Genomic DNA, 19117 nt, shown 5'->3' on the forward strand with positions numbered 1-19117 from the left:
GTGTTCTCGTCGTACCTGATCGCCATCGCGCCATCCTTCCCTCAAAGGAAGGTGCGCATAAAACCCGGGACGGTTCACGTCGGAATCCGAACCGATGAGCCGATCCCTTGGCAGTTCCAGCGCTTGGGGCACATCAGCCTCGGAGATCGAGTCCTCGCAGTCTCAGCGTCCGACCGTGCGCGAGAACAGCGAATTACTGCTCGCGAAGCGGCCAAGGAAGGAGCCTGAAATCATGACGCACGTCCCCCATCCGGCGCAGACCCATACCGCATCCACCGCAAGGGTGCGGCTCTTATTCCCGTGTGTCGAAGCGGGTGTACGCGCACAGTTCCAAAGCTTCCGCTCCTCGGTGTCTGTGTTGAGGTGGATAATGCTTGAGAGCCACCAAGATCCGATGACCGCTCAGACCCGCCGCCGAGCGGTTTGCAATCAGCCGCACGACGTTACTTCCTTGTCAGACCTGTGGCATAGGTATTGAGGTGAATGGTGATCGAAGACCAGGGAGAGCTGATGACTGTTCAGGCCGCTGCCGACCGGCTCGCCGTCAGCCGATGGATGATCTACCGCCTGATCTGGGACCGGCGGGTCAAATCAGTGCAGATCGGGAGGTGCCGCCGAATTGTTCGGCAATCGTTCGATGATTACCTCTCCGGCTTGATTGAGGGAGCCGCGTGATGGCAACGAAAAAGCGCAACCCGAACGGCTCGGGCAATATCTCCCAACGTGAAGACGGGCGCTACGAGCTCAAAGTGTTCGTCGACACCCCGGATGGCCGACGGAAACGCATCAGCGTCTATGCCTCGACTTGGGAAGAGGCGGACACTGAACGCACACGCCTAAAGGATCTGCAACGCAAAGGAATTCCGGTTGACAGCACGACATCCACTGTCGAGCAGTACATGCGGTACTGGTTGACGGAGATCGCGCAACCGAACGTGCGGGAGACGACCTTTTCCTCGTATGAGCTGTTGGTGCGCTTGTATGTCGTACCGGGACTGGGTAAACGGAGGCTGCGTGTGCTGCAAGCGCAACACATCCGCGCATGGCTGAACGGACTGCGGACAACGTGTCAGTGCTGTGCACAGGGGAAGGACGCCGAGCGGGCGATGAAGGGCAAGGCGCGGTGCTGCGCGAAGAAACCGGCCGGGTGCTGCGGGCAGGTCGCGGGTACCGGTACCTTGCGTTATTTGCTCCGACTTGTGCGTGCGGCACTGCAAGACGCCGTTGATGAGGAACTGCTGGCTCGAAATGTTGCTCGACAGGTCAAGATGCCGGCCGGCTCGATTCGCAAAGTGACGCCGTGGTCGGCGGAAGAAGCTCGCATGTTTCTCGAAACTGCACGACACGACCGGCTCTATGCGTTGTGGGCGGTAGCGCTGGCCATCGGTCTTAGGCGCGGAGAGGCGCTCGGGCTTCGGTGGGTCGACGTCGACCTGGTCAACGGACGGGTCGTTATCGCGAAGGCGCTTTCACGCGTAGGAACGAACCTAGCCTTGCGGGACGTGAAAACCGAATCGTCTGCTGCCTCTGTGCCGCTGCCGGCGGAGCTGATTGCGATCTTGCGGCGGCATCGACTCAATCAGTTCGGCGACACACAGGTCGCTCAGGCCAACACACTCGGACTGGTATTCACGACCAAGAACGGGACGCCGCTCGAGCCCAGGAACGTCAACCGAGCGTTCGAGACACTGTGCCGGCGAGCTGGGGTTCGAAGCATCCGACTCCACGACCTCCGGCATTCTTGTGCGACTTTGTTGTTCGCGATGGGTGTCGAGGCAGCAACGGTGCAGCGCATACTGCGTCATAGCTCGATATCTGTGACTACAGGGACGTATGTGGACGTGATCGAACAGGTTCAGCGTTCGGCCGTCGCGGGCATGGATTCGCTGCTGAATCCGGCCCGGTGATGGCGAGCGTCGATGCACTAAATCGCCACTTAGGTTCATAGCGGATTAAGGACTGCAGTTTCACCACATACCGCATCAGACTTAAGTAGATACTTAGGTATGAAGCGGAAGATGGTCATATACGGTACTATGTCCGCTATGAAGATAAGCCCGCACGGTGCGACCAGCCCTGTCGGTGCTGACCGGCGCATCCCAAGGTGGGCCTCGGCGGTGATTGCCGGGCTTGCTCGCGATCGACCGATAGTCGTGACCACCGAAGATCTCGCCCTACGGCTAGCGGAAGCCAATAGTGAGCGCGATGTCGATTCGGCAATACGCGACCTACGCCGCCTGGGCTGGCTGGTCGGCCTGCCGGTCCACGGAACTTGGGCATTTATCCCGCCCGGAGAGGCTGCCGTGTCCGACCCGTATCTTCCGGTCCGTGCATGGCTGGCGCGTGACCACGACGCAGGCTGCATGCTGGCCGGTGCCGCAGCTGCATGGCATCTCGGGTACCTCGATCGGCAGCCTCAGGGTCGCGTTTCAGTGTGGCTTCCAGCCGAGAAGCGGCTTCCAGACGGTCTGCGCAAATACGTGTCCATTGTAAAAATCTCCTGGAATATCCAGGACACCGCCCAGCTGGCCCCTAGCACGGCGCTGCTCCTCAGACGGCGACTCGATATCGTCTCGTGGGCGACAGGACTACCTGCGTTTGGCCCGGAGGCCCTGCTTGTGCAGCTTGCCGCGCGCCCGTCGTCATTCGGGCCATGGGCAGATATCGTCTCGCACCTAGATGTGCTAGCTGGTGATTGCGTCGATGACCGCCTGCTGCCACTTCTTTCGGGACAGTCGATGTCGACATGGCAACGTGCCAGCTACCTGATCGCCGTGGCGGGTGACCCTGAACGAGGCGCGGCACTGCTCGCGAAAAATCAGATGAAGATGACGTCCGTCGTTCAATTCACTCATCCGCGCATTCACGCGAATCGCGGCCCTAAGGGCGTGTGGGTTCCGGAATACCAGCTCGTCGATGATCTCGTCGCACCGTTGTTGTCCGTTGTTGGTAAGGCCTGACTGTGGCTAGCCTTACTCGCGCCCTAGTCGCACGTCATGCAACCGGGCGAGCCGATGTATATGATGCAGCGTTGCTCGACGTCGCCCAAGATCACTTACTATTCCTCCTCGCTCAAGCGGCGAATTTCGGTGACGGTCGCTTGGTATTTAAGGGTGGCACTAGCTTGCGGAAGTGTCGGTTGGGCAACGCCGGCCGATTCTCAACCGACTTAGACTTCAGCGCGCCCGACGACGACGTAGTGCTCGAGGTTTGCGGTCTTATCGATGGAGCACGCGTCGGTGGCTTTGAATTTGGCATCGTGAGCACCAGGGGCGATGGACGTCATTGGGGGCTGACGGTCAGTCATGCTGAATTGGGTGAGCCCCGGATTGCGGCGAGTGTCGAATTCGCGCGGCGCCCATTGGCTCTACCGCCGGAGCCGCTCCCTTTCGTGCCGTTGCCGATCCATAGGGCCTACGGCTTTCCCTTGCCCACACTGCCAGTGGTCGCTGAAGCGGAAGCTTGCGCAGAAAAACTTGCGCGATACCGACGCGTCGCTTTCGCACGAGATCTCTACGACTTGAACCACTTCGCGAGTTCCACTTTCGACGAACCTCTCGTGCGGCGCCTGTGGGTACTCAAGGTGTGGGCTGACGTGATCGATGATCGACGTGGCAACCCGCCCCTTCGGCCAGAAGACATCCTCACTGTCCGTCGTGAGCAAGACTTCGAGCCCGACTCGATTGGGGTGTTAACCCGGCCCGTCGACATCCCGGACTGGGAAGCCCGAGTCCGACGTAGGTTCGCGTTCCTCAACGACCTCGACGTGAACGAACAGCGGTGGGCTTCCTGCAACGAACGTCACCGTTCGGAAGTGCAAGACGCGCTCTCCGCGCTGCGCGGTTGATCTCGCCGCGCCTCCTGGGCGCGCGCAGTACCGGAATCGCACACCGGTTGCCACGATGCCTACTGTCGTCAGAACTGTCGTCAAAGTCCCAACAGCGAGGCCCCCAGATGCCGAAAACAACCTCTGAGCTGAGCGCGCCCGAAGGGATTCGAACCCCCAACCTTCTGATCCGTAGTCAGATGCTCTATCCGTTGAGCTACGGGCGCTTGTGTTCAGTTGTGTACCCCGAAGGACCTAGCGGAGGCGAGAGGATTTGAACCTCCGGTCCCCTTGAAGGGGGACAACTCATTAGCAGTGAGCCCCATTCGGCCGCTCTGGCACGCCTCCATGGACTTCCTGAGGGTACCCGACGCTCCGGCACCGAAGCCGCCGGACGCCTAGCGTACACAGCTGCCACATATGCTGTCGACGTGCCTGCCCGCCTGCGACCCGTGCTGGACGGGCTGCCAGTTTATGTCCCCGGCAAGACCGTGCCGGGTGCGATCAAATTGGCCAGCAACGAGACCGTGTTCGGCCCGCTGCCCAGCGTCCGCGCCGCCATCGAACACGCCACCGGCTCGATCAACCGCTACCCCGACAACGGCTGTGTCGAGCTCAAGACGGCGTTGGCCAAGCACGTGGACGTCGCGCCAGAGCACATCGCCGTCGGGTGCGGTTCAGTCAGCCTCTGCCAGCAGCTGGTTCAGATCGTCGCCTCGGTAGGCGACGAGGTGATCTTCGGCTGGCGCAGCTTCGAGCTCTACCCGCCGCAGGTTGCGGTCGCGGGCGCGATGGCCGTCCCGGTGCCGTTGACCAACCACACGTTCGACCTCGAGGCGATGCTCGCCGCGGTCACCGACCGCACCCGGCTGATCTTCGTGTGCAATCCCAACAACCCGACATCGACCGTTGTTCCCCCGGAGGCCCTCGCCGACTTCATCAAAGCGGTTCCGCCACACATCCTGATCGCGATCGACGAGGCCTACATCGAGTACGTCCGCGACGGCATGGCCCCCGACAGCCTGGAGTTGGTCCGCTCTCACAGCAACGTCGTGGTGCTGCGGACCTTCTCGAAGGCGTACGGCCTGGCGGGTTTACGCGTCGGGTACGCGATCGGGCACCCCGACATGATCGTCGCGCTGGACAAGGTCTACGTGCCGTTCACCGTGTCGAGCGTCGCCCAAGCGGCCGCCATCGCCTCGCTGAAGGCCGCCGACGAACTACTGGCCCGCACCGACGCGGTGGTCGCCGAGCGCACCCGGGTGACTGCGGCGCTGCGCGACGCCGGGTTCTCCCTGCCGCCACCGCAGGCCAACTTCGTCTGGCTGCCGCTGGGAGCGCGCACTCGTGACTTCGTGGAAAAGGCGGCCGCCGCGCGCATCGTGGTCCGCCCGATGAGCCCCGACGGCGTCCGGGTCACCATAGGTGCGCCGGACGAAAACGACGCCCTGCTGCGGTTCGCGCGCAGCTGGGGGGGAAGCCGACGCTCAGTCGACGTCGTGACGGCTAACTGACCGGGTTGCGGCCCGTGAACGCGATGAGCCGATCCAGCGCGCTGGCACGCTCGGGAACGTCGACCGGCTCGTCGAACCCGGCGGCGCTGCGTTCATGCGGCTTGATCAACGTGTGGGCCAATCCCAGCACGTACTCGGCCAGCGAATCGGCCACGCGCACCTCATGTCCCACTGCCGTCGCGTAATCCCAAGCGTGGACCAGGAACTCGATCGAAAAGACCGACACGGCTACCCTGGCCGACATCGAGCCGGGGCCCAGCGCGACCTCGCCATCCAGGCCGTGGCGGTGCCAGGCATCCAACGCCGGCCGAGCGGCGCCGATCACCAGACGCTCCACCGAGTCGGTGTCCTCTCGCATGGAGAATTCCGCGTCGACCATGCCGCCGAGGACCATGATCGAGTTGAGCAGATGCCCGGTCAGCCCCTTCACGTCGTACTCGGTGCACGGCGTCTGCTTGGCCCGGTCGTCGGCGGCGATGGTGTGCAGCACCTGCTGCAGGACCCCGAGTGAGGCCTCGGCGCTTTGCAGCTCGTCGGTCGGTGGAGAATCTGGTCCGGGTCGCAAATCGCGGGACATACTCGCCACGCTACGGTCTCGGGATGGGCGAAACATACGAATCCGTCACCGTCGACATCAAGGACCGGGTCGCGCGGGTGACCCTGATCGGGCCGGGTAAGGGCAATGCGATGGGCCCCGCGTTCTGGTCGGAGATGCCCGAAGTGTTCGCAAAGCAGGACGCCGACCGCGAGGTGCGGGCCATCGTTATCGCCGGCTCTGGCAAGAACTTCAGCTACGGCCTCGACGTCCCGGCGATGGGGGGCTCGTTCACCCCGCTGCTGTCCGGCGACGCCCTGGCAGGCCCGCGCGCGGAGTTTCACGCCGAGATCAAGCGCATGCAGAACGCGATCAGCGCGGTCGCTGACTGCCGCACCCCCACCATCGCCGCGGTACACGGCTGGTGCATCGGCGGCGGCGTCGACCTGATCTCGGCGGTGGACATCCGCTACGCCAGCGCCGACGCCAAGTTCTCGGTGCGCGAGGTCAAACTGGCCATCGTCGCCGACGTCGGCAGCCTCGCGCGGCTGCCGCTGATCTTGAACGACGGTCACCTGCGCGAACTGGCGCTGACGGGCCGCGACATCGACGCTGCCCGCGCCGAGAAGATCGGCCTGGTCAACGATGTCTACCCGGACGCCGAGGCCACGCTGGCCGCGGCACACGCCACGGCCACCGAGATCGCCGAAAACCCGCCGCTGACCGTGCACGGCATCAAGGATGTCCTCGATCAGCAACGCATTTCGGCCGTGTCGGAGAGCCTTCGCTATGTCGCCGCGTGGAACGCCGCCTTCCTGCCGTCGAAGGACCTGACCGAGGGCATCTCGGCGATCTTCGCCAAGCGGCCGCCGCAGTTCACCGGGGAGTAAGCCCTGCCGCTACAGCCCCGTACCCTCGCGAAGGTGGCAGAGATGACCCCCGACGGAAAGATCCGCGTCCCCGCCGACCTGGACGCCGTGACGGCGATCGCCGAGGAAGACCACTCCGACATCGACAGTGCGGCCGTCGAACGGATCTGGCAGGCCGCCCGCTACTGGTACCAGGCCGGAATGCACCCCGCCATCCAGGTATGCCTGCGCCACAACGAAAACGTGGTGCTCAACCGCGCGATCGGCCACGGCTGGGGCAACGCCCCGACCGATCCGCCCGACGCGGAGAAGATCCCGGTCACCACCGACACCCCGTTCTGCGCCTACTCGTCGGCGAAGGCCATCACCGCGACCGTCGTGCACCTGCTCGCCGAGCAGGGCCACTTCTCCCTTGACGACCGCGTCTGCGAGTACCTGCCGACCTACACCAGTCACGGCAAGGATCGGACCACCATCCGGCATGTGCTGACCCACAGCGCCGGCGTCCCGTTTCCCACCGGCCCCAGGCCGGACGTCACCAAAGCCGACGACCACGAGTACGCCCTAGAAAAGCTCGGCGAATTGCGCCCGATCTACCGGCCCGGGCTGGTCCACATGTACCACGCGCTGACCTGGGGTCCGCTGATTCGCGAGATCGTCTGGCGGACCACCGGTAAGGAAATCCGCGACATCCTGGCCACCGAGATCCTCGACCCGCTGGGCTTTCGCTGGACCAACTTCGGTGTCGCCAACAAAGACCTCCCGCTGGTGGCCCCCAGCCACGCGACCGGGCGGCCGTTGCCGCCGGTGATGGCCGCGATCTTCCGCAAGGCCATCGGCGGAACCGTGCACGAGGTCATCCCCTACACCAACCAGCCGTTGTTTCTGAGCACCATCGTCCCGTCGTCCAACACCGTCTCTACCGCCAACGAGCTGTCGCGCTTCATGGAGATCCTGCGCCGCGGCGGCGAACTCGACGGGGTCCGGATCATGCGGCCCGAGACGGTGCGCAACGCGGTCAAGGAATGCCGGCGGCTGCGGCCCGATGTCGCGACCGGTCTGATGCCGCTGCGCTGGGGCACCGGATACATGCTGGGATCGACCCGGTTCGGGCCGTTCGGCCGCAACGCGCCGGCCGCGTTCGGTCACCTCGGCCTGGTCAACATCGCCGTCTGGGCCGACCCGCAGCGCCGCCTGGCCGCCGCGGTGATCAGCAGCGGAAAACCGGGCAGAGACCCCGACGCCGGCCGCTACGGGGCGTTGCTGAACACGATCACCGCCACGATCCCATCCGGTTGACCTCGCCGGCCGGCGGGAACCCTGGAGGCTTGTCTACCTACCCAGTGATCAACCCGCACGGCGAGGTTGTGGCCACCAAGGACATCGGCAGCGCCGACGACGCGCACGCGCGGTTCGTCGATAACGGGGGCCGCACCGGCCAAAACGCTGCGAGCCGACGAGGCGCTGCCGCTGTTGGCGGTCTCGGTCGGGGCTTCGCTGGTGCGCACCGACGAGCGGGTGGCTCCGACTGACGGCGTCGCCGCCGTGCTTCGGTATGCGCCGACGCTGCACTGAACGGCGGTGGCGGAGGGATTTGAACCCCCGGACGGTTTTAGCCGTCTCTCGCTTTCAAGGCGAGTGCATTAGGCCGCTCTGCCACGCCACCGCTGCTTAGGGTAACGGTTGTAGCGTGGCCGTCATGCGTGCCATCGTCGCCGAATCGGCAGATCAACTGGTGTGGCAGGAAGTCCCCTATGTCTCCGCGGGTCCGGGCGAGGTGCTCGTCGAGGTCGCCGCGGCCGGCGTCAACCGCGCCGACGTGCTGCAGGCGGCCGGAAAATATCCGCCGCCGCCGGGAGCCAGCGAGATCATCGGCATGGAGGTCAGCGGCACCGTCGCCGACGTGGGTTCAGGTGTCTCGGATTGGGCTGTGGGACAAGAGGTTTGCGCGCTGCTCGCCGGCGGTGGCTACGCCGAGTACGTCGCCGTTCCTGCCGGCCAGGTGATGCCGCTTCCCCCGAAGGTCGATCTCGTCGACGCCGCGGCCCTTCCCGAAGCCGCCTGCACGGTGTGGTCGAACCTGGTGATGACCGCGCACCTGGGCCCGGGTCAGCTGCTCCTGATCCACGGCGGAGCCAGCGGCATCGGCACCCACGCGATCCAGGTCGCACGCGCATTGGGCGCCCGGGTGGCGGTCACCGCCGGGACACCGGAAAAGCTGGAACTCTGTCGCGGCCTCGGCGCGCACCTCACCATCAACTATCACGACGAGGACTTCGTAGCTCGCCTCAAAGAGGAGAGCCCCGGCGCCGATGTGATCCTCGACATCATGGGGGCGGCCTATCTGGACCGCAATATCGACGCCCTAGCCGTCGACGGTCAACTGGTGGTCATCGGCATGCAGGGCGGGGTCAAGGCGGAACTCAACCTGGGCAAGTTGCTCACCAAACGGGCCCGGATCATCGGCACCACCCTGCGGGCCCGGCCGGTCACCGGTCCGAACAGCAAGAGCGCCATCGCCCAGGCGGTCACGGCCTCGGTCTGGCCGATGATCGCCAACGACCGGGTTCGGCCGATCATCGGTACCCGGCTGCCCATCCAACAGGCCGCGGAGGCGCATCAACTGATGCTGTCAGGCAAGACGTACGGCAAGATCCTGCTGACGGTCAGCAGCTAACCCGCGAGCGTAACGCCACGGCGATATCAGCGCCGAAATTTCGCCCTGGCGTTACGGTCGCGAGTAGCTAACCCGACTCTTAACCCAACGAAGCCAGCGCGCGGACCAGCTGGTCCACCTCTGCCGTCGTCGAATAGTGGGCCAGCCCGATGGTCACTGCGCCGCCCACGTCATTCGCGCCCAGCACGTCCAGCGCACGGGAGTTGGCATTCGCGATCGCCAGAATGCCGTTGTCGGCCAGGCGCTGTACCACCCGATCGGCCGGCACGTCTTGAAATGCGAAGCTCAGCACCGGTATCCGCGCTTCCGGGCGGCCGATCAGGATCGCCAGCGGCAATGACCGCAGCGACACCATCAGGTAGTCGAAGATCCGGTTCAGGTAGGCCGACGCGGAATGCATCGACACCGACAGGCGTTCGCGGCGAGTCCCGCGAGCCGACTCGTCCAGGGAGGCGAGGTATTCGATGCTGGCGACCAAGCCGGCCAGCAGACCGAACTGATGCCCGCCGATCTCCAGCCGCGCCGGGCCGGTGGCATAGGGGTTCGTCGACACCGAGGCGAAGGTGTTCATCAGCGCCGGCTCACGGAAAACCATCGCCCCCACCGGCGGCCCGCCCCAGCCGACGGCGTTCACCGCCACCACGTCGGCCTCGGTTTCCTTGATGTCGATCAACCGGTACGGGGCGGCAGCGGAATGGTCGACCACCACCAGACCGCCGACGTCGTGGACCAGCTTGGTCATCGCCCGCAGGTCGGTGACCGCGCCCAGCGTCCCTGATGCGGACGTGACCGCGACCAGCCGGGTCGACTTGCTGATCAGGCTCTCCCACTGCCACGTCGGCAGCTCACCGGTCTCGATGTCGACCTCGGCCCACTTCACTTTGGCGCCATAGCGGTGCGCCGCCCGCAGCCACGGTGCGATGTTGGCCTCGTCGTCGAGGCGGCTGACGATCACCTCGTAGCCCAAGCCGGCGCGCGAGGACGACGCCTCGGCCAACGACGACAGCAGCACCGCGCGATCGGCGCCCAGCACCACGCCGCCCGGATCACCGTTGACCAGATCGGCCACCGCCGCACGCGCCGCATCCAGCACGGCGGCGCTGCGCCTCGCCGAGGGATGCGCACCCGCCGTGCTGGCGGCAGACCTGCGAAATGCCGTCGACACGGTGGTCGCGACGGAATCGGGAATCAGCATGCCGGCCGGCGCGTCGAAGTGCACCCATCCGTCACCCAGTGACGGGTGCAACCCCCGCACCCGGGCGACGTCATATGGCATGCCAGCCACCCTAATGCTCTCGTTATAACTGCAAATTGGTGACGGTCGCGGGTCCCCATCGACGTTGCTGCCGGTTCGGCTTCGCGGGCCAGGACACCCGGCCAGCCATACTAGTCCAGTGAGCTTGTGGTTCGGAACGCTGATCGCATTGGTATTGCTGATCGCGCCCGGGGCAATCGTCGCACGCATCGCTCAGCTGAACTGGCCCACCGCCATCGCGGTGGGCCCGCCGCTGACGTACGGCGTCATCGCCGTGGCGATCCTGCCCTATGGCGCGCTGGGCATCCCGTGGAACGGCTGGACGGCACTGCTGGCCTTGGCCGTCGTGGCCGCGGTGGTCACCGGCCTTCAGCTGTTGCTCGGCCGCATTCGGGACCGGGACGCTGAGGCGCGAGCGGTCGGTCGCGGTCCGGCGCTGACGGTCGCGGCCGGGGTGCTGTTGGGGGTGCTGTTCATCGGCTGGGCGGCCTATCGCGGGATCCCGCACTGGCAGTCCATTCCCAGCACCTGGGACGCGGTGTGGCACGCCAACACCGTGCGCTTCATCCTCGACACCGGCCAGGCGTCACCCACCCACATGGGCGAGCTTCGCAACGTCGAAACCCATGCGCTGCTCTACTACCCGTCGGTGTTCCACGCGCTGGCCGCGGTGTTCTGCCAGCTCACCGGCGCCGCACCCACCACCGGTTACACGCTGAACTCGCTGGCCGCCGCCATCTGGCTGTTTCCGGTGAGCGCGGCGGTGCTGACCTGGCGGGTGCTGCGCTCGCGGTTGGCCGAGTGGCCGGCCACCTCGGCCTCGGCGCAGTGGCTGACCGCCGGGGCGGCCGCCACCGCGGCGGCATTGTCGGCGTCGTTCACCGCGGTGCCCTATGTCGAATTCGACACCGCCGCGATGCCCAACCTCGCGGCCTACGGGGTCGCGGTGCCCACCATGGCGCTGATCAGCTCGACGTTGCGCCACCGCGACCGGATCCCGGTGGCCGTGCTGGCGTTCGTGGGCGTGTTGTCGGCGCACATCAGCGGCGGCGTCGTCGTCGTGCTGTTGGTGTCGGCCTGGTGGCTCCTCGATGCGCTGTGGCGTCCGGTCCGCGGCCGGCTGGCCGATCTGCTGACGCTGGCCGGCGTGGCAGTGCTTTCCGGGGTGATCATGTTGCCGCAATTCCTCAGCGTCCAACAGCAGGAAGACATCATCGCCGGACACTCCTTCCTCACCTATCTGAGTACCAAGCGCGGCATCTTCGACGCCGTTTTCCAGCACTCCCGCCACCTCAACGACTTCCCCGTCCAGTACGCCCTGATTGTGCTGGCCGCCATCGGCGGGTTCCTGCTGCTGGTCAAAAAGATCTGGTGGCCGCTGGCGGTGTGGTTGCTGCTGATCGTGATGAACGTCAATGCCGGCACCCCGCTGGGCGGCCCGATCGAAGTGTTGGTCGGCGGGCTCGGCGAATTCTTCTACAACGACCCGCGCCGGATCGCGGCGGCCACCGCACTGCTGCTGATGCTGATGGCCGGCATCGCCTTGTTCACGATCGTGATGCTGGCGGTGGCCGGCGGCAAACGACTGACCCAGCGCTTCAAGACAGTGCCGCAACCGTTGTGGACCTCGGTCACCGCCGCGCTGCTGATAGCGATCTGCCTGGCCAGTACCTGGCATTACTTTCCGCGGCACCGCTTCCTGTTCGGCGACAAGTACGACTCGGTGATGATCGACCAACGCGACCTCGACGCCATGGCCTACCTGGCGACCCTGCCCGGCGCACGCGACACCCTGATCGGCAATGCCAACACCGACGGCACCGCATGGATGTATGCCGTGGCCGACCTGCATCCGCTATGGACCCACTACGACTACCCGGTGCAGCAAGGCCCGGGCTACCACCGGTTTATCTTCTGGGCCTACGCCCGCAATGGCGATGCCGATCCGCGGGTACTGGATTCCATCAAGACGCTCAATATCCGCTACATCCTGACCAGCAGCCCGACGGTCAGGGGGTTCCCCGTTCCCGACGGACTAGTCTCTCTGGAGAAATCGCCGTCGTGGAAGAAGATTTACGACAACGGCGGGGCCCGGATTTACGAGTGGCGCGGGCAGGCCTTGACGAAGCACTCCTAGTCGACACGTAAGAGGATGGTGACAGGATTGACTACCGGCAACGACGACCAAGATGTCGAGGGCGTCGAGATCATCGGTGGCGAACCGCGGTTCATGGCGATAGCCGAAGACGACTCCGACGAGCGTTCGCTGACCGACCTCGTCGAACAGCCCGCCAAGGTGATGCGAATCGGCACCATGATCAAGCAACTGCTCGAAGAGGTCCGGGCCGCGCCGCTGGACGAAGCCAGCCGCAACCGGCTACGCGATATCCACGCCACCAGCATCCGCGAGCTCGAAGACGGGCTGGCGCCGGAACTGCGCGAAGAACTCGACCGGCTGACGCTGCCGTTCGACGAGGACGCCGCGCCCTCGGACGCCGAGTTGCGCATCGCGCAGGCGCAGTTGGTCGGCTGGCTGGAAGGGCTGTTCCACGGCATCCAGACCGCGCTGTTCGCCCAGCAGATGGCCGCCCGCGCGCAGCTGGAGCAGATGCGCCAGGGCGCGCTGCCACCCGGCATCGCCAAGGGCCACGGCCACGGCACCGGACAGTACCTCTAGACCGTGTCCAAGGGTCCGCACATCGAGACGCGCGATGCGTGGGTGGAGTTTCCCATCTTCGACGCCAAATCGCGTTCCCTGAAGAAGGCCTTTCTGGGCAAGGCCGGCGGGGCGATCGGCCGCAACAGCTCCAACGTCGTCGTCATCGAGGCGTTGCGAGACATCACCATGTCGCTCGAACTCGGCGACCGGGTGGGCCTGGTCGGCCACAACGGAGCCGGGAAATCAACTCTGCTGCGCCTACTTTCAGGCATTTACGAACCGACGCGCGGCTGGGCCAAGGTCAGCGGCCGGGTAGCGCCGGTCTTCGATCTGGGCATCGGCATGGACCCCGAGATCTCCGGCTACGAAAACATCATCATCCGCGGCTTGTTCCTGGGACAGACCCGAAAGCAGATGCAGGCCAAGGTGGACGAGATCGCCGAGTTCACCGAGTTGGGCGAGTACCTGTCGATGCCGCTGCGCACCTATTCCACCGGCATGCGGGTGCGGCTGGCGATGGGCGTGGTGACCAGCATCGACCCGGAGATCCTGCTGCTGGACGAAGGCATCGGCGCGGTGGACGCCGAATTCCTCAAGAAAGCCCAGTCGCGGCTGCAGAGTCTGGTCGACCGTTCCGGAATCCTGGTGTTCGCAAGCCATTCCAACGAATTTCTGGCCCGCCTGTGCAAGACCGCGATGTGGATCGACCACGGCGTCATCAAACTGACCGGCGGTATCGAAGACGTGGTGCGCGCCTATGAGGGTGCCGACGCGGCCCGGCATGTGCACGACGTGCTGAACGAGACCCGGAACACGGGCATGGCGCAACAAGCGTCCGGGGATGAGTGAGTTTGTCGCTGCCGTCGTGGTCACCCACCGGCGCCTCGATGAACTCGCGACGTCGCTGGATGTGCTGAGCACCCAGACCCGGGCGCCGGATCACCTGATCGTCGTCGACAATGACGCCGACGACCGGGTCCGGGATTTGGTTGCGGCCCAACCGATCCCCACCACTTACCTGGGTTCGCGCCGAAACCTTGGCGGCGCAGGCGGTTTCGCACTCGGCATGTTGCACGCGCTGGCGCTGGGCGCCGATTGGGTGTGGCTGGCCGACGATGACGGACACGCGCAGGACACCCGCGTGCTCGAGACGCTACTGGCATGCGCCGAGAAATACGGCTTGGCCGAGGTGTCGCCGATGGTGTGCAATATGAACGACCCGCAGCGACTGGCGTTTCCGCTGCGGCGCGGTCTGGTATGGCGAAGGCGCACCAGCGAATTGCGCACCGAACAGGGGCAGGAGCTGCTTGCCGGGATCGCGTCGCTGTTCAACGGGGCACTGTTTCGGGCCGCCACGTGCGAGGCGATCGGTGTGCCCGACCTGCGGCTGTTCATCCGCGGCGACGAGGTGGAGATGCACCGCCGGCTGGTTCGGTCCGGCTTGCCGTTCGGCACCTGCCTGGACGCGGTGTACCTGCACCCGTGCGGGTCCGACGAGTTCAAACCGATCCTGGGTGGCCGCATGCACACCCAGTATCCCGACGACCCCGGCAAGCGGTTCTTCACCTACCGCAATCGCGGCTACGTGTTGTCGCAGCCGGGTCTGCGTAAGCTCCTGCCGCAGGAGTGGCTGCGGTTCGGCTGGTTCTTCCTGGTGACCCGCCGTGACCCCATGGGCCTGATGGAGTGGATTCGGTTGCGCCGCTTGGGCCGTCGCGAGAGGTTCGGGCGGCCTGATCTGGGAGGGTCGTAATGACGTTCATCGACGCTCAAGCTAGTTTCAAAGCGCAGTCGCGCACACTTGCCCGCGCCCGGGCCGATCTGATCGACGGGTTCCGCCGTCACGAACTGTGGCTGCACCTGGGCTGGCAGGACATCAAGCAGCGTTACCGCCGTTCGGTGCTGGGCCCGTTTTGGATCACCATCGCCACCGGAACCACCGCGGTGGCGATGGGCGGGTTGTATTCCAAGCTGTTTCACCTCGAGCTGTCGGAGCATCTGCCCTACGTAACACTCGGGCTGATCATCTGGAACCTGATCAACGCCGCCATCCTGGACGGCGCCGATGTCTTCGTCTCCAACGAGGGCCTGATCAAGCAACTGCCGACGCCGTTGAGCGTGCACGTCTATCGGCTGGTGTGGCGGCAGATGATCTTGTTCGCGCACAACATCGTGATCTATCTGGTGGTGGCGATCATCTTCCCCAAGCCGTGGTCGTGGGCGGATCTGTCGGTGATTCCGGCACTGGGACTGATCGTGCTCAATTGCGTATGGGTGTCACTGTGTTTCGGCATCCTGGCCACCCGCTACCGCGACATCGCCCCGCTGCTGTTCTCGGTGGTGCAGCTGCTGTTCTTCATGACCCCGATCATCTGGAACGACGACACCCTGCGCCATCAGGGCGCCGGGCGGTGGTCGCGCATCGTCGAACTCAACCCGCTGCTGCACTACCTCGACATCGTGCGGGCGCCGCTGCTGGGCGCGCATCAGGAGTTGCGGCACTGGGTGGTGGTGGTGGTGCTGACCGCCGTCGGCTGGATGCTGGCGGCGCTTGCCATGCGGCAGTACCGCGCGCGGGTGCCGTACTGGGTCTGAACGGTCGACCCGAACCGCACACGTTGACTCTGTGATGGCGGCCTGAATACGCAACAGGCCGGGTTACCACGACTTGTCAGGCTGCCAAGCTGTCGTGCGTGGGGTGCGAGTAGTCAGGTGGTGTAGGCGGTGTAGTTGAGGCTGGTCATCATGCCGGCTTCTTGGTGGTAAGCGTTGTGGCAGTGGATCATCCAGGTCCCGGGATTGTCGGCGAGTAGCAGGGCGTTGAGTTTCTGGTTGGGCAACACGTTGACGGTGTCTTTGCGGGCGCCCAGGCTGCCGTCGGGTTTGATCACCTGGAAGGTGTGGCCGTGCAGGTGCATCGGGTGGTACATCATCGTGGAGTTGGTGAACGCCAGGGTGGCTCGCTGTCCCTGTTTGACCGTCACCGGCGGGCTGTTGGGGTAGGGCTTGCCGTTGATAGCCCAGTCGTAGTTCATCATCGAACCGGTCAGCTCCAAAGCCAGGCTCACATCCGATTGGGACGACCCTAGACTGGCGGCCGGTGTGGCGCTGAACATGTCGACGGTGCCGACTCGGCCGTTGAGTTCGGCTGGTTCAAAGGAGGCGTCGGGCGCGGCGCCGGCCGCAGTGATCAGCAGGGCCCGCCCCGGTTGGGCTTTTTTGCCTTCGGGTACAGCGACCAGCGGAAAGACGCCGTCGCCTGCGGTGACGATGACGTCGTAGCGTTCGGCCATGCCCAGCAGCAGGGCATCGACGTCGGTGGGCACCACCGGATACCCGTCGGTGTGGGTGACCGTCATGACATGGCCCGCCAGGGCCACCCGGAAAGCGGTGTCGGCGCCGACGTTGATCAAACGGATACGGATGCGCTGGCCGGGTTTGGCGTCGAAGGTGGTCGGCGCCGCCGGAATGCGGCCGTTAACCAGGTAATAGGGGTAGTCGACATCGCCGGCGTCCCCACCGAGCAAAGCGCTGCTACCGACACCTGTCATGGCGGGCATCTCCGCCGACCCGGACCCCTGAGCGGGCATGTGGGTCCCCTTCAGCTCGTCATAGATCTGTTGGGGACTCCTGCCGATCCCATCGGTCCAGTCATCGAAGACAACGATCCATTCGGCGTCGTAGCGCCCCGGCTCAGCGGGATCATCGATGATCAACGGCAGATAAAGCCCACAGTCGGTTTCCAGGCCAAGGTGTGGATGAGCCCAGTAGGTGCCAGGGTAAGGCGACGAGAACCGGTAGGTGAAGTCGCCGCCGGCCGCGATATTCGCCGTGGCCGGAAAGACACCGTCCATGTCGTTGCGGATCGCGATGCCATGCCAATGCACCGACGTCGGACCGCTCAGCCGGTTTTTGACCGTAATCGCCAGCTCATCGCCGACGTTAGCCCGAATCAGCGGGCCCGGCAGCCCATCACCGTAGGCCAACGTCCGCGCAACCGGGCCGCCGAGATCAATAGCCGCCGGTTGCGCCGTCACCACCGCGGCAACACTGCGACCGGTGTGCGGGCGAGCCTTCTCCGCCGCAGCAACAGCCTGCTCGAGATTGGGCGCGGCCACCGTCGACCGCCCGCACGCCGCTAGCGCCAACCCGACACCCCCAGCCACCGAACCGGTGAAAAACGCCCTACGGCTCAGCCGACCGTCATTCACGCTGGTCTCATCGCTGTTGTTCTCCTCGCCGGGTAGTCAAATGGCCGGTACATACCGACATAGGGTGTTCGTCCGGGCGCCGGTCACTCCGTTCACCGGCACTCCGTGGCGAAATGCTGCACTATCCTCAGGCCAACCTGCCGCTCAAATCGCTATTTCCCGCACCGCGCCGGCCCCGCCTCACGCTTAGGATTACCCGGTTCAGCCGCGGGGAATCGTCCAGCGCCGGTCGATCCGGTCGCATATTCTTCCGCGGCGCGTTTGGGCTGTAGGTGATGGTTGCGGTCGAGGAAGTATAAGGCCAGAGCGGCGACGATACCGACAAGGAATAGTCCGGCCCAGATGAGTTCGCCGACTCCCAGCTGCCGCGCTGCGCCCATCGCCCAGCCGGTGGCCAGGTTGCCGACCAGGATTCCTACCCCGACGATGGTGTTGTAGAACCCGTAATGGGTGGCTACAAGGCGTCCACCGGCCAGCGCCATGACCGTGTCCATCTCGAACGGGAAGACCGCGGCCGAGCCGACGGCGAGCATGGCTGCCGACACCAACAGCGCGCCGGCAGCCGCAAGAATCCCTAACCGAGAGCTGTCGGGAATTACTACCAGCGGCAAGAACGAGGCCGCCATCATGGCCAGGCCGATGGCCAGGCTGCGCCCGGGGCCCCACCGTGCGGCGAACCAGCGGGTGATGCGTAGCTGCCCGCCGACCGCGACCAGACCCGAAACGACAAAAATTCCTGCCACTAAAGGTGTTTCAAAACGCTTCGTCACGATCGACGCCTGGAGCGGGAGAGCGAGGTAGACCTGAAAAGACAACACGTAGGAGCCGATCATCGCCACGGCGAACAGCAGGAAAGACCGGTTGGCGATGACCACTCGCCAGTCATCGATTATCGATGTTTTCTCCGATGACGGAACGGCGCGATGCTGCGGCAGCGCCAGCAACTGCGCCACCGTCAGCACCGCAAAGATGGCCGCCGCGGCTGCCGCGGTGATGCGGAAGTCGGCGGCCACCAGGATGACCCCGACCAGCGGGCCCAGCAGAATGCCGGCCTGATAGAAGATGTTGAACACCGCGAATGCTTCGACACGGCGATCAGCGGAATCGGCGGCTAGGTAGGCGCGCACCGCAGGGTTGAACAACGCGCCGGCGAAACCGGTAGCCGCGGACGCGATCAACACGACCGGTAAGGAGTGAGCCACGATGAGTAAGGCGAAACCCCCGGTGCGTAGCAGGCAGCCGGCCACGATCAGCGGCTTGTAACCGATCCGATCGGCGAGTGTGCCGCCCACGACGAACATGCCCTGCTGGGAGAAGTTGCGGACACCCAGGACCAGCCCGACAGCCCACCCCGCCAGCCCGAGTGGGCCGGCGAGGTAGGCCGCCAGATACGGCATCAACATGTAAAAACCCATGTTGATGCCGAACTGGTTGATCATCAGCATCCGGCTGGGCCGGTCGAAGCTGCGGAATTGCTCAAGCAACGCCATTAACGCATCGCTCCGGTGGGGTCGACGACGGTGGCGCACCGGGTCCAGGACTGCACGACCTGTTGCGACGGGTGGTCGATG

At 65.0% G+C, this 19117-nt stretch carries 17 protein-coding genes, 3 tRNA genes and 2 pseudogenes; 15 read left to right on the forward strand and 7 right to left on the reverse strand.

The annotated features are described in order from the left end of the window. The 5 genes and pseudogenes from AWC07_RS27935 to AWC07_RS03085 all read left to right on the forward strand — a co-directional run. Positions 1-228 (forward strand): annotated as a pseudogene (locus AWC07_RS27935) (hypothetical protein); the annotation flags it as partial. Positions 229-486: 258 nt separating this feature from the next. Further along, entirely contained in the window at positions 487-675 is a 189-nt protein-coding gene (locus AWC07_RS03070) for an excisionase family DNA-binding protein (protein ID WP_208622344.1), read from the forward strand. Then, positions 675-1907 carry a site-specific integrase gene (locus tag AWC07_RS03075; protein WP_036417139.1) on the forward strand — a complete coding sequence of 411 codons (1233 nt, stop codon included), beginning with the start codon at positions 675-677 and terminating at the stop codon, positions 1905-1907. The genes AWC07_RS03070 and AWC07_RS03075 overlap by 1 nt, the downstream gene beginning before the upstream one ends. A 138-nt stretch (positions 1908-2045) precedes the next feature. Then, positions 2046-2960 carry a type IV toxin-antitoxin system AbiEi family antitoxin gene (locus tag AWC07_RS03080; RefSeq protein WP_036417137.1) on the forward strand — a complete coding sequence of 305 codons (915 nt, stop codon included), beginning with the start codon at positions 2046-2048 and terminating at the stop codon, positions 2958-2960. 2 nt (positions 2961-2962) lie between these two features. After that, a complete protein-coding gene (locus tag AWC07_RS03085; protein ID WP_139829510.1) occupies positions 2963-3847 on the forward strand; it encodes a nucleotidyl transferase AbiEii/AbiGii toxin family protein in 885 nt (294 codons plus the stop codon). A 133-nt stretch (positions 3848-3980) separates the two neighbouring features. Here AWC07_RS03085 and AWC07_RS03090 read toward each other — a convergent pair. Both AWC07_RS03090 and AWC07_RS03095 read right to left on the reverse strand, forming a co-directional pair. Continuing rightward, positions 3981-4053, reverse strand: a tRNA-Arg gene (locus AWC07_RS03090). A 32-nt stretch (positions 4054-4085) separates the two neighbouring features. Further along, a tRNA-Ser gene (locus AWC07_RS03095) sits at positions 4086-4174 on the reverse strand. An 83-nt stretch (positions 4175-4257) separates the two neighbouring features. Between AWC07_RS03095 and hisC the strand changes: the two genes are divergently transcribed. Next, a complete protein-coding gene (hisC, locus tag AWC07_RS03100) occupies positions 4258-5340 on the forward strand; it encodes a histidinol-phosphate transaminase (protein ID WP_036417129.1) in 1083 nt (360 codons plus the stop codon). Here hisC and AWC07_RS03105 read toward each other — a convergent pair. Further along, positions 5333-5917 (reverse strand): TIGR03086 family metal-binding protein, encoded by a 585-nt coding sequence (locus AWC07_RS03105; RefSeq protein WP_085104950.1) that lies wholly within the window; start codon positions 5915-5917, stop codon positions 5333-5335. The two genes, hisC and AWC07_RS03105, sit on opposite strands and share 8 nt — an antisense overlap. 23 nt (positions 5918-5940) lie before the next feature. Between AWC07_RS03105 and AWC07_RS03110 the strand changes: the two genes are divergently transcribed. The 3 genes and pseudogenes from AWC07_RS03110 to AWC07_RS29995 form a co-directional block, all read left to right on the forward strand. Beyond that, positions 5941-6765, forward strand: a complete 825-nt coding sequence (locus tag AWC07_RS03110) for a crotonase/enoyl-CoA hydratase family protein (protein WP_036411639.1) — start codon at positions 5941-5943, stop codon at positions 6763-6765. Positions 6766-6807: 42 nt separating this feature from the next. Then, positions 6808-8043: a lipase LipE gene (gene lipE, locus AWC07_RS03115; protein ID WP_036411642.1), complete on the forward strand. Its 1236-nt coding sequence runs from the start codon at positions 6808-6810 to the stop codon at positions 8041-8043. 126 nt (positions 8044-8169) lie between these two features. Continuing rightward, positions 8170-8319 (forward strand): annotated as a pseudogene (locus AWC07_RS29995) (Rv2629 family ribosome hibernation factor); the annotation flags it as partial. A gap of 4 nt (positions 8320-8323) precedes the next feature. Here the strand turns inward: AWC07_RS29995 and AWC07_RS03125 are convergent. Beyond that, positions 8324-8410: transfer RNA gene (locus AWC07_RS03125), tRNA-Ser, on the reverse strand. A gap of 33 nt (positions 8411-8443) precedes the next feature. Between AWC07_RS03125 and AWC07_RS03130 the strand changes: the two genes are divergently transcribed. Next, positions 8444-9421 carry an NAD(P)H-quinone oxidoreductase gene (locus AWC07_RS03130; protein WP_036411645.1) on the forward strand — a complete coding sequence of 326 codons (978 nt, stop codon included), beginning with the start codon at positions 8444-8446 and terminating at the stop codon, positions 9419-9421. A 79-nt stretch (positions 9422-9500) separates the two neighbouring features. On the opposite strand, the gene AWC07_RS03135 is transcribed toward AWC07_RS03130, so the two are convergent. Continuing rightward, positions 9501-10697 (reverse strand): cysteine desulfurase-like protein, encoded by a 1197-nt coding sequence (locus AWC07_RS03135; RefSeq protein ID WP_036411647.1) that lies wholly within the window; start codon positions 10695-10697, stop codon positions 9501-9503. 118 nt (positions 10698-10815) lie between these two features. Here AWC07_RS03135 and AWC07_RS03140 point away from each other — a divergent pair, with 118 nt between their 5' ends. Genes AWC07_RS03140 through wzm form a run of 5 tightly spaced genes read left to right on the forward strand, consistent with a single transcriptional unit; the run spans position 10816 to position 15930 of the window. Further along, complete coding sequence (locus tag AWC07_RS03140) at positions 10816-12813, forward strand: DUF6541 family protein (protein ID WP_036411649.1); 1998 nt, start codon at positions 10816-10818, stop codon at positions 12811-12813. A 15-nt stretch (positions 12814-12828) separates the two neighbouring features. Then, the gene (locus AWC07_RS03145; protein ID WP_139829511.1) at positions 12829-13353 is read left to right on the forward strand and encodes a bacterial proteasome activator family protein; all 525 of its coding nucleotides are present in this window, start codon (positions 12829-12831) and stop codon (positions 13351-13353) included. A gap of 3 nt (positions 13354-13356) precedes the next feature. Continuing rightward, positions 13357-14184 (forward strand): galactan export ABC transporter ATP-binding subunit Wzt/RfbE, encoded by an 828-nt coding sequence (wzt, locus tag AWC07_RS03150; protein ID WP_036411651.1) that lies wholly within the window; start codon positions 13357-13359, stop codon positions 14182-14184. Beyond that, positions 14177-15088, forward strand: coding sequence for a galactofuranosyltransferase GlfT1 (gene glfT1, locus AWC07_RS03155; RefSeq protein ID WP_036411653.1), 912 nt, complete (start codon positions 14177-14179; stop codon positions 15086-15088). Before wzt ends, glfT1 begins: the two co-directional genes overlap by 8 nt. Beyond that, positions 15088-15930, forward strand: a complete 843-nt coding sequence (gene wzm / locus AWC07_RS03160; protein ID WP_036411655.1) for a galactan export ABC transporter permease subunit Wzm/RfbD — start codon at positions 15088-15090, stop codon at positions 15928-15930. The genes glfT1 and wzm overlap by 1 nt, the downstream gene beginning before the upstream one ends. 113 nt (positions 15931-16043) lie before the next feature. Here the strand turns inward: wzm and AWC07_RS03165 are convergent, their stop codons facing one another. Together AWC07_RS03165 and AWC07_RS03170 are read right to left on the reverse strand one after the other, a co-directional pair. Continuing rightward, a complete protein-coding gene (locus AWC07_RS03165; RefSeq protein WP_425271215.1) occupies positions 16044-17546 on the reverse strand; it encodes a multicopper oxidase family protein in 1503 nt (500 codons plus the stop codon). Between the two features lie 152 nt (positions 17547-17698). Next, a complete protein-coding gene (locus AWC07_RS03170) occupies positions 17699-19036 on the reverse strand; it encodes an MDR family MFS transporter (protein WP_084293443.1) in 1338 nt (445 codons plus the stop codon). Positions 19037-19117 lie beyond the last annotated feature (81 nt).

Source organism: Mycobacterium gastri (genome assembly GCF_002102175.1).
GTDB classification, from domain to species: domain Bacteria; phylum Actinomycetota; class Actinomycetes; order Mycobacteriales; family Mycobacteriaceae; genus Mycobacterium; species Mycobacterium gastri.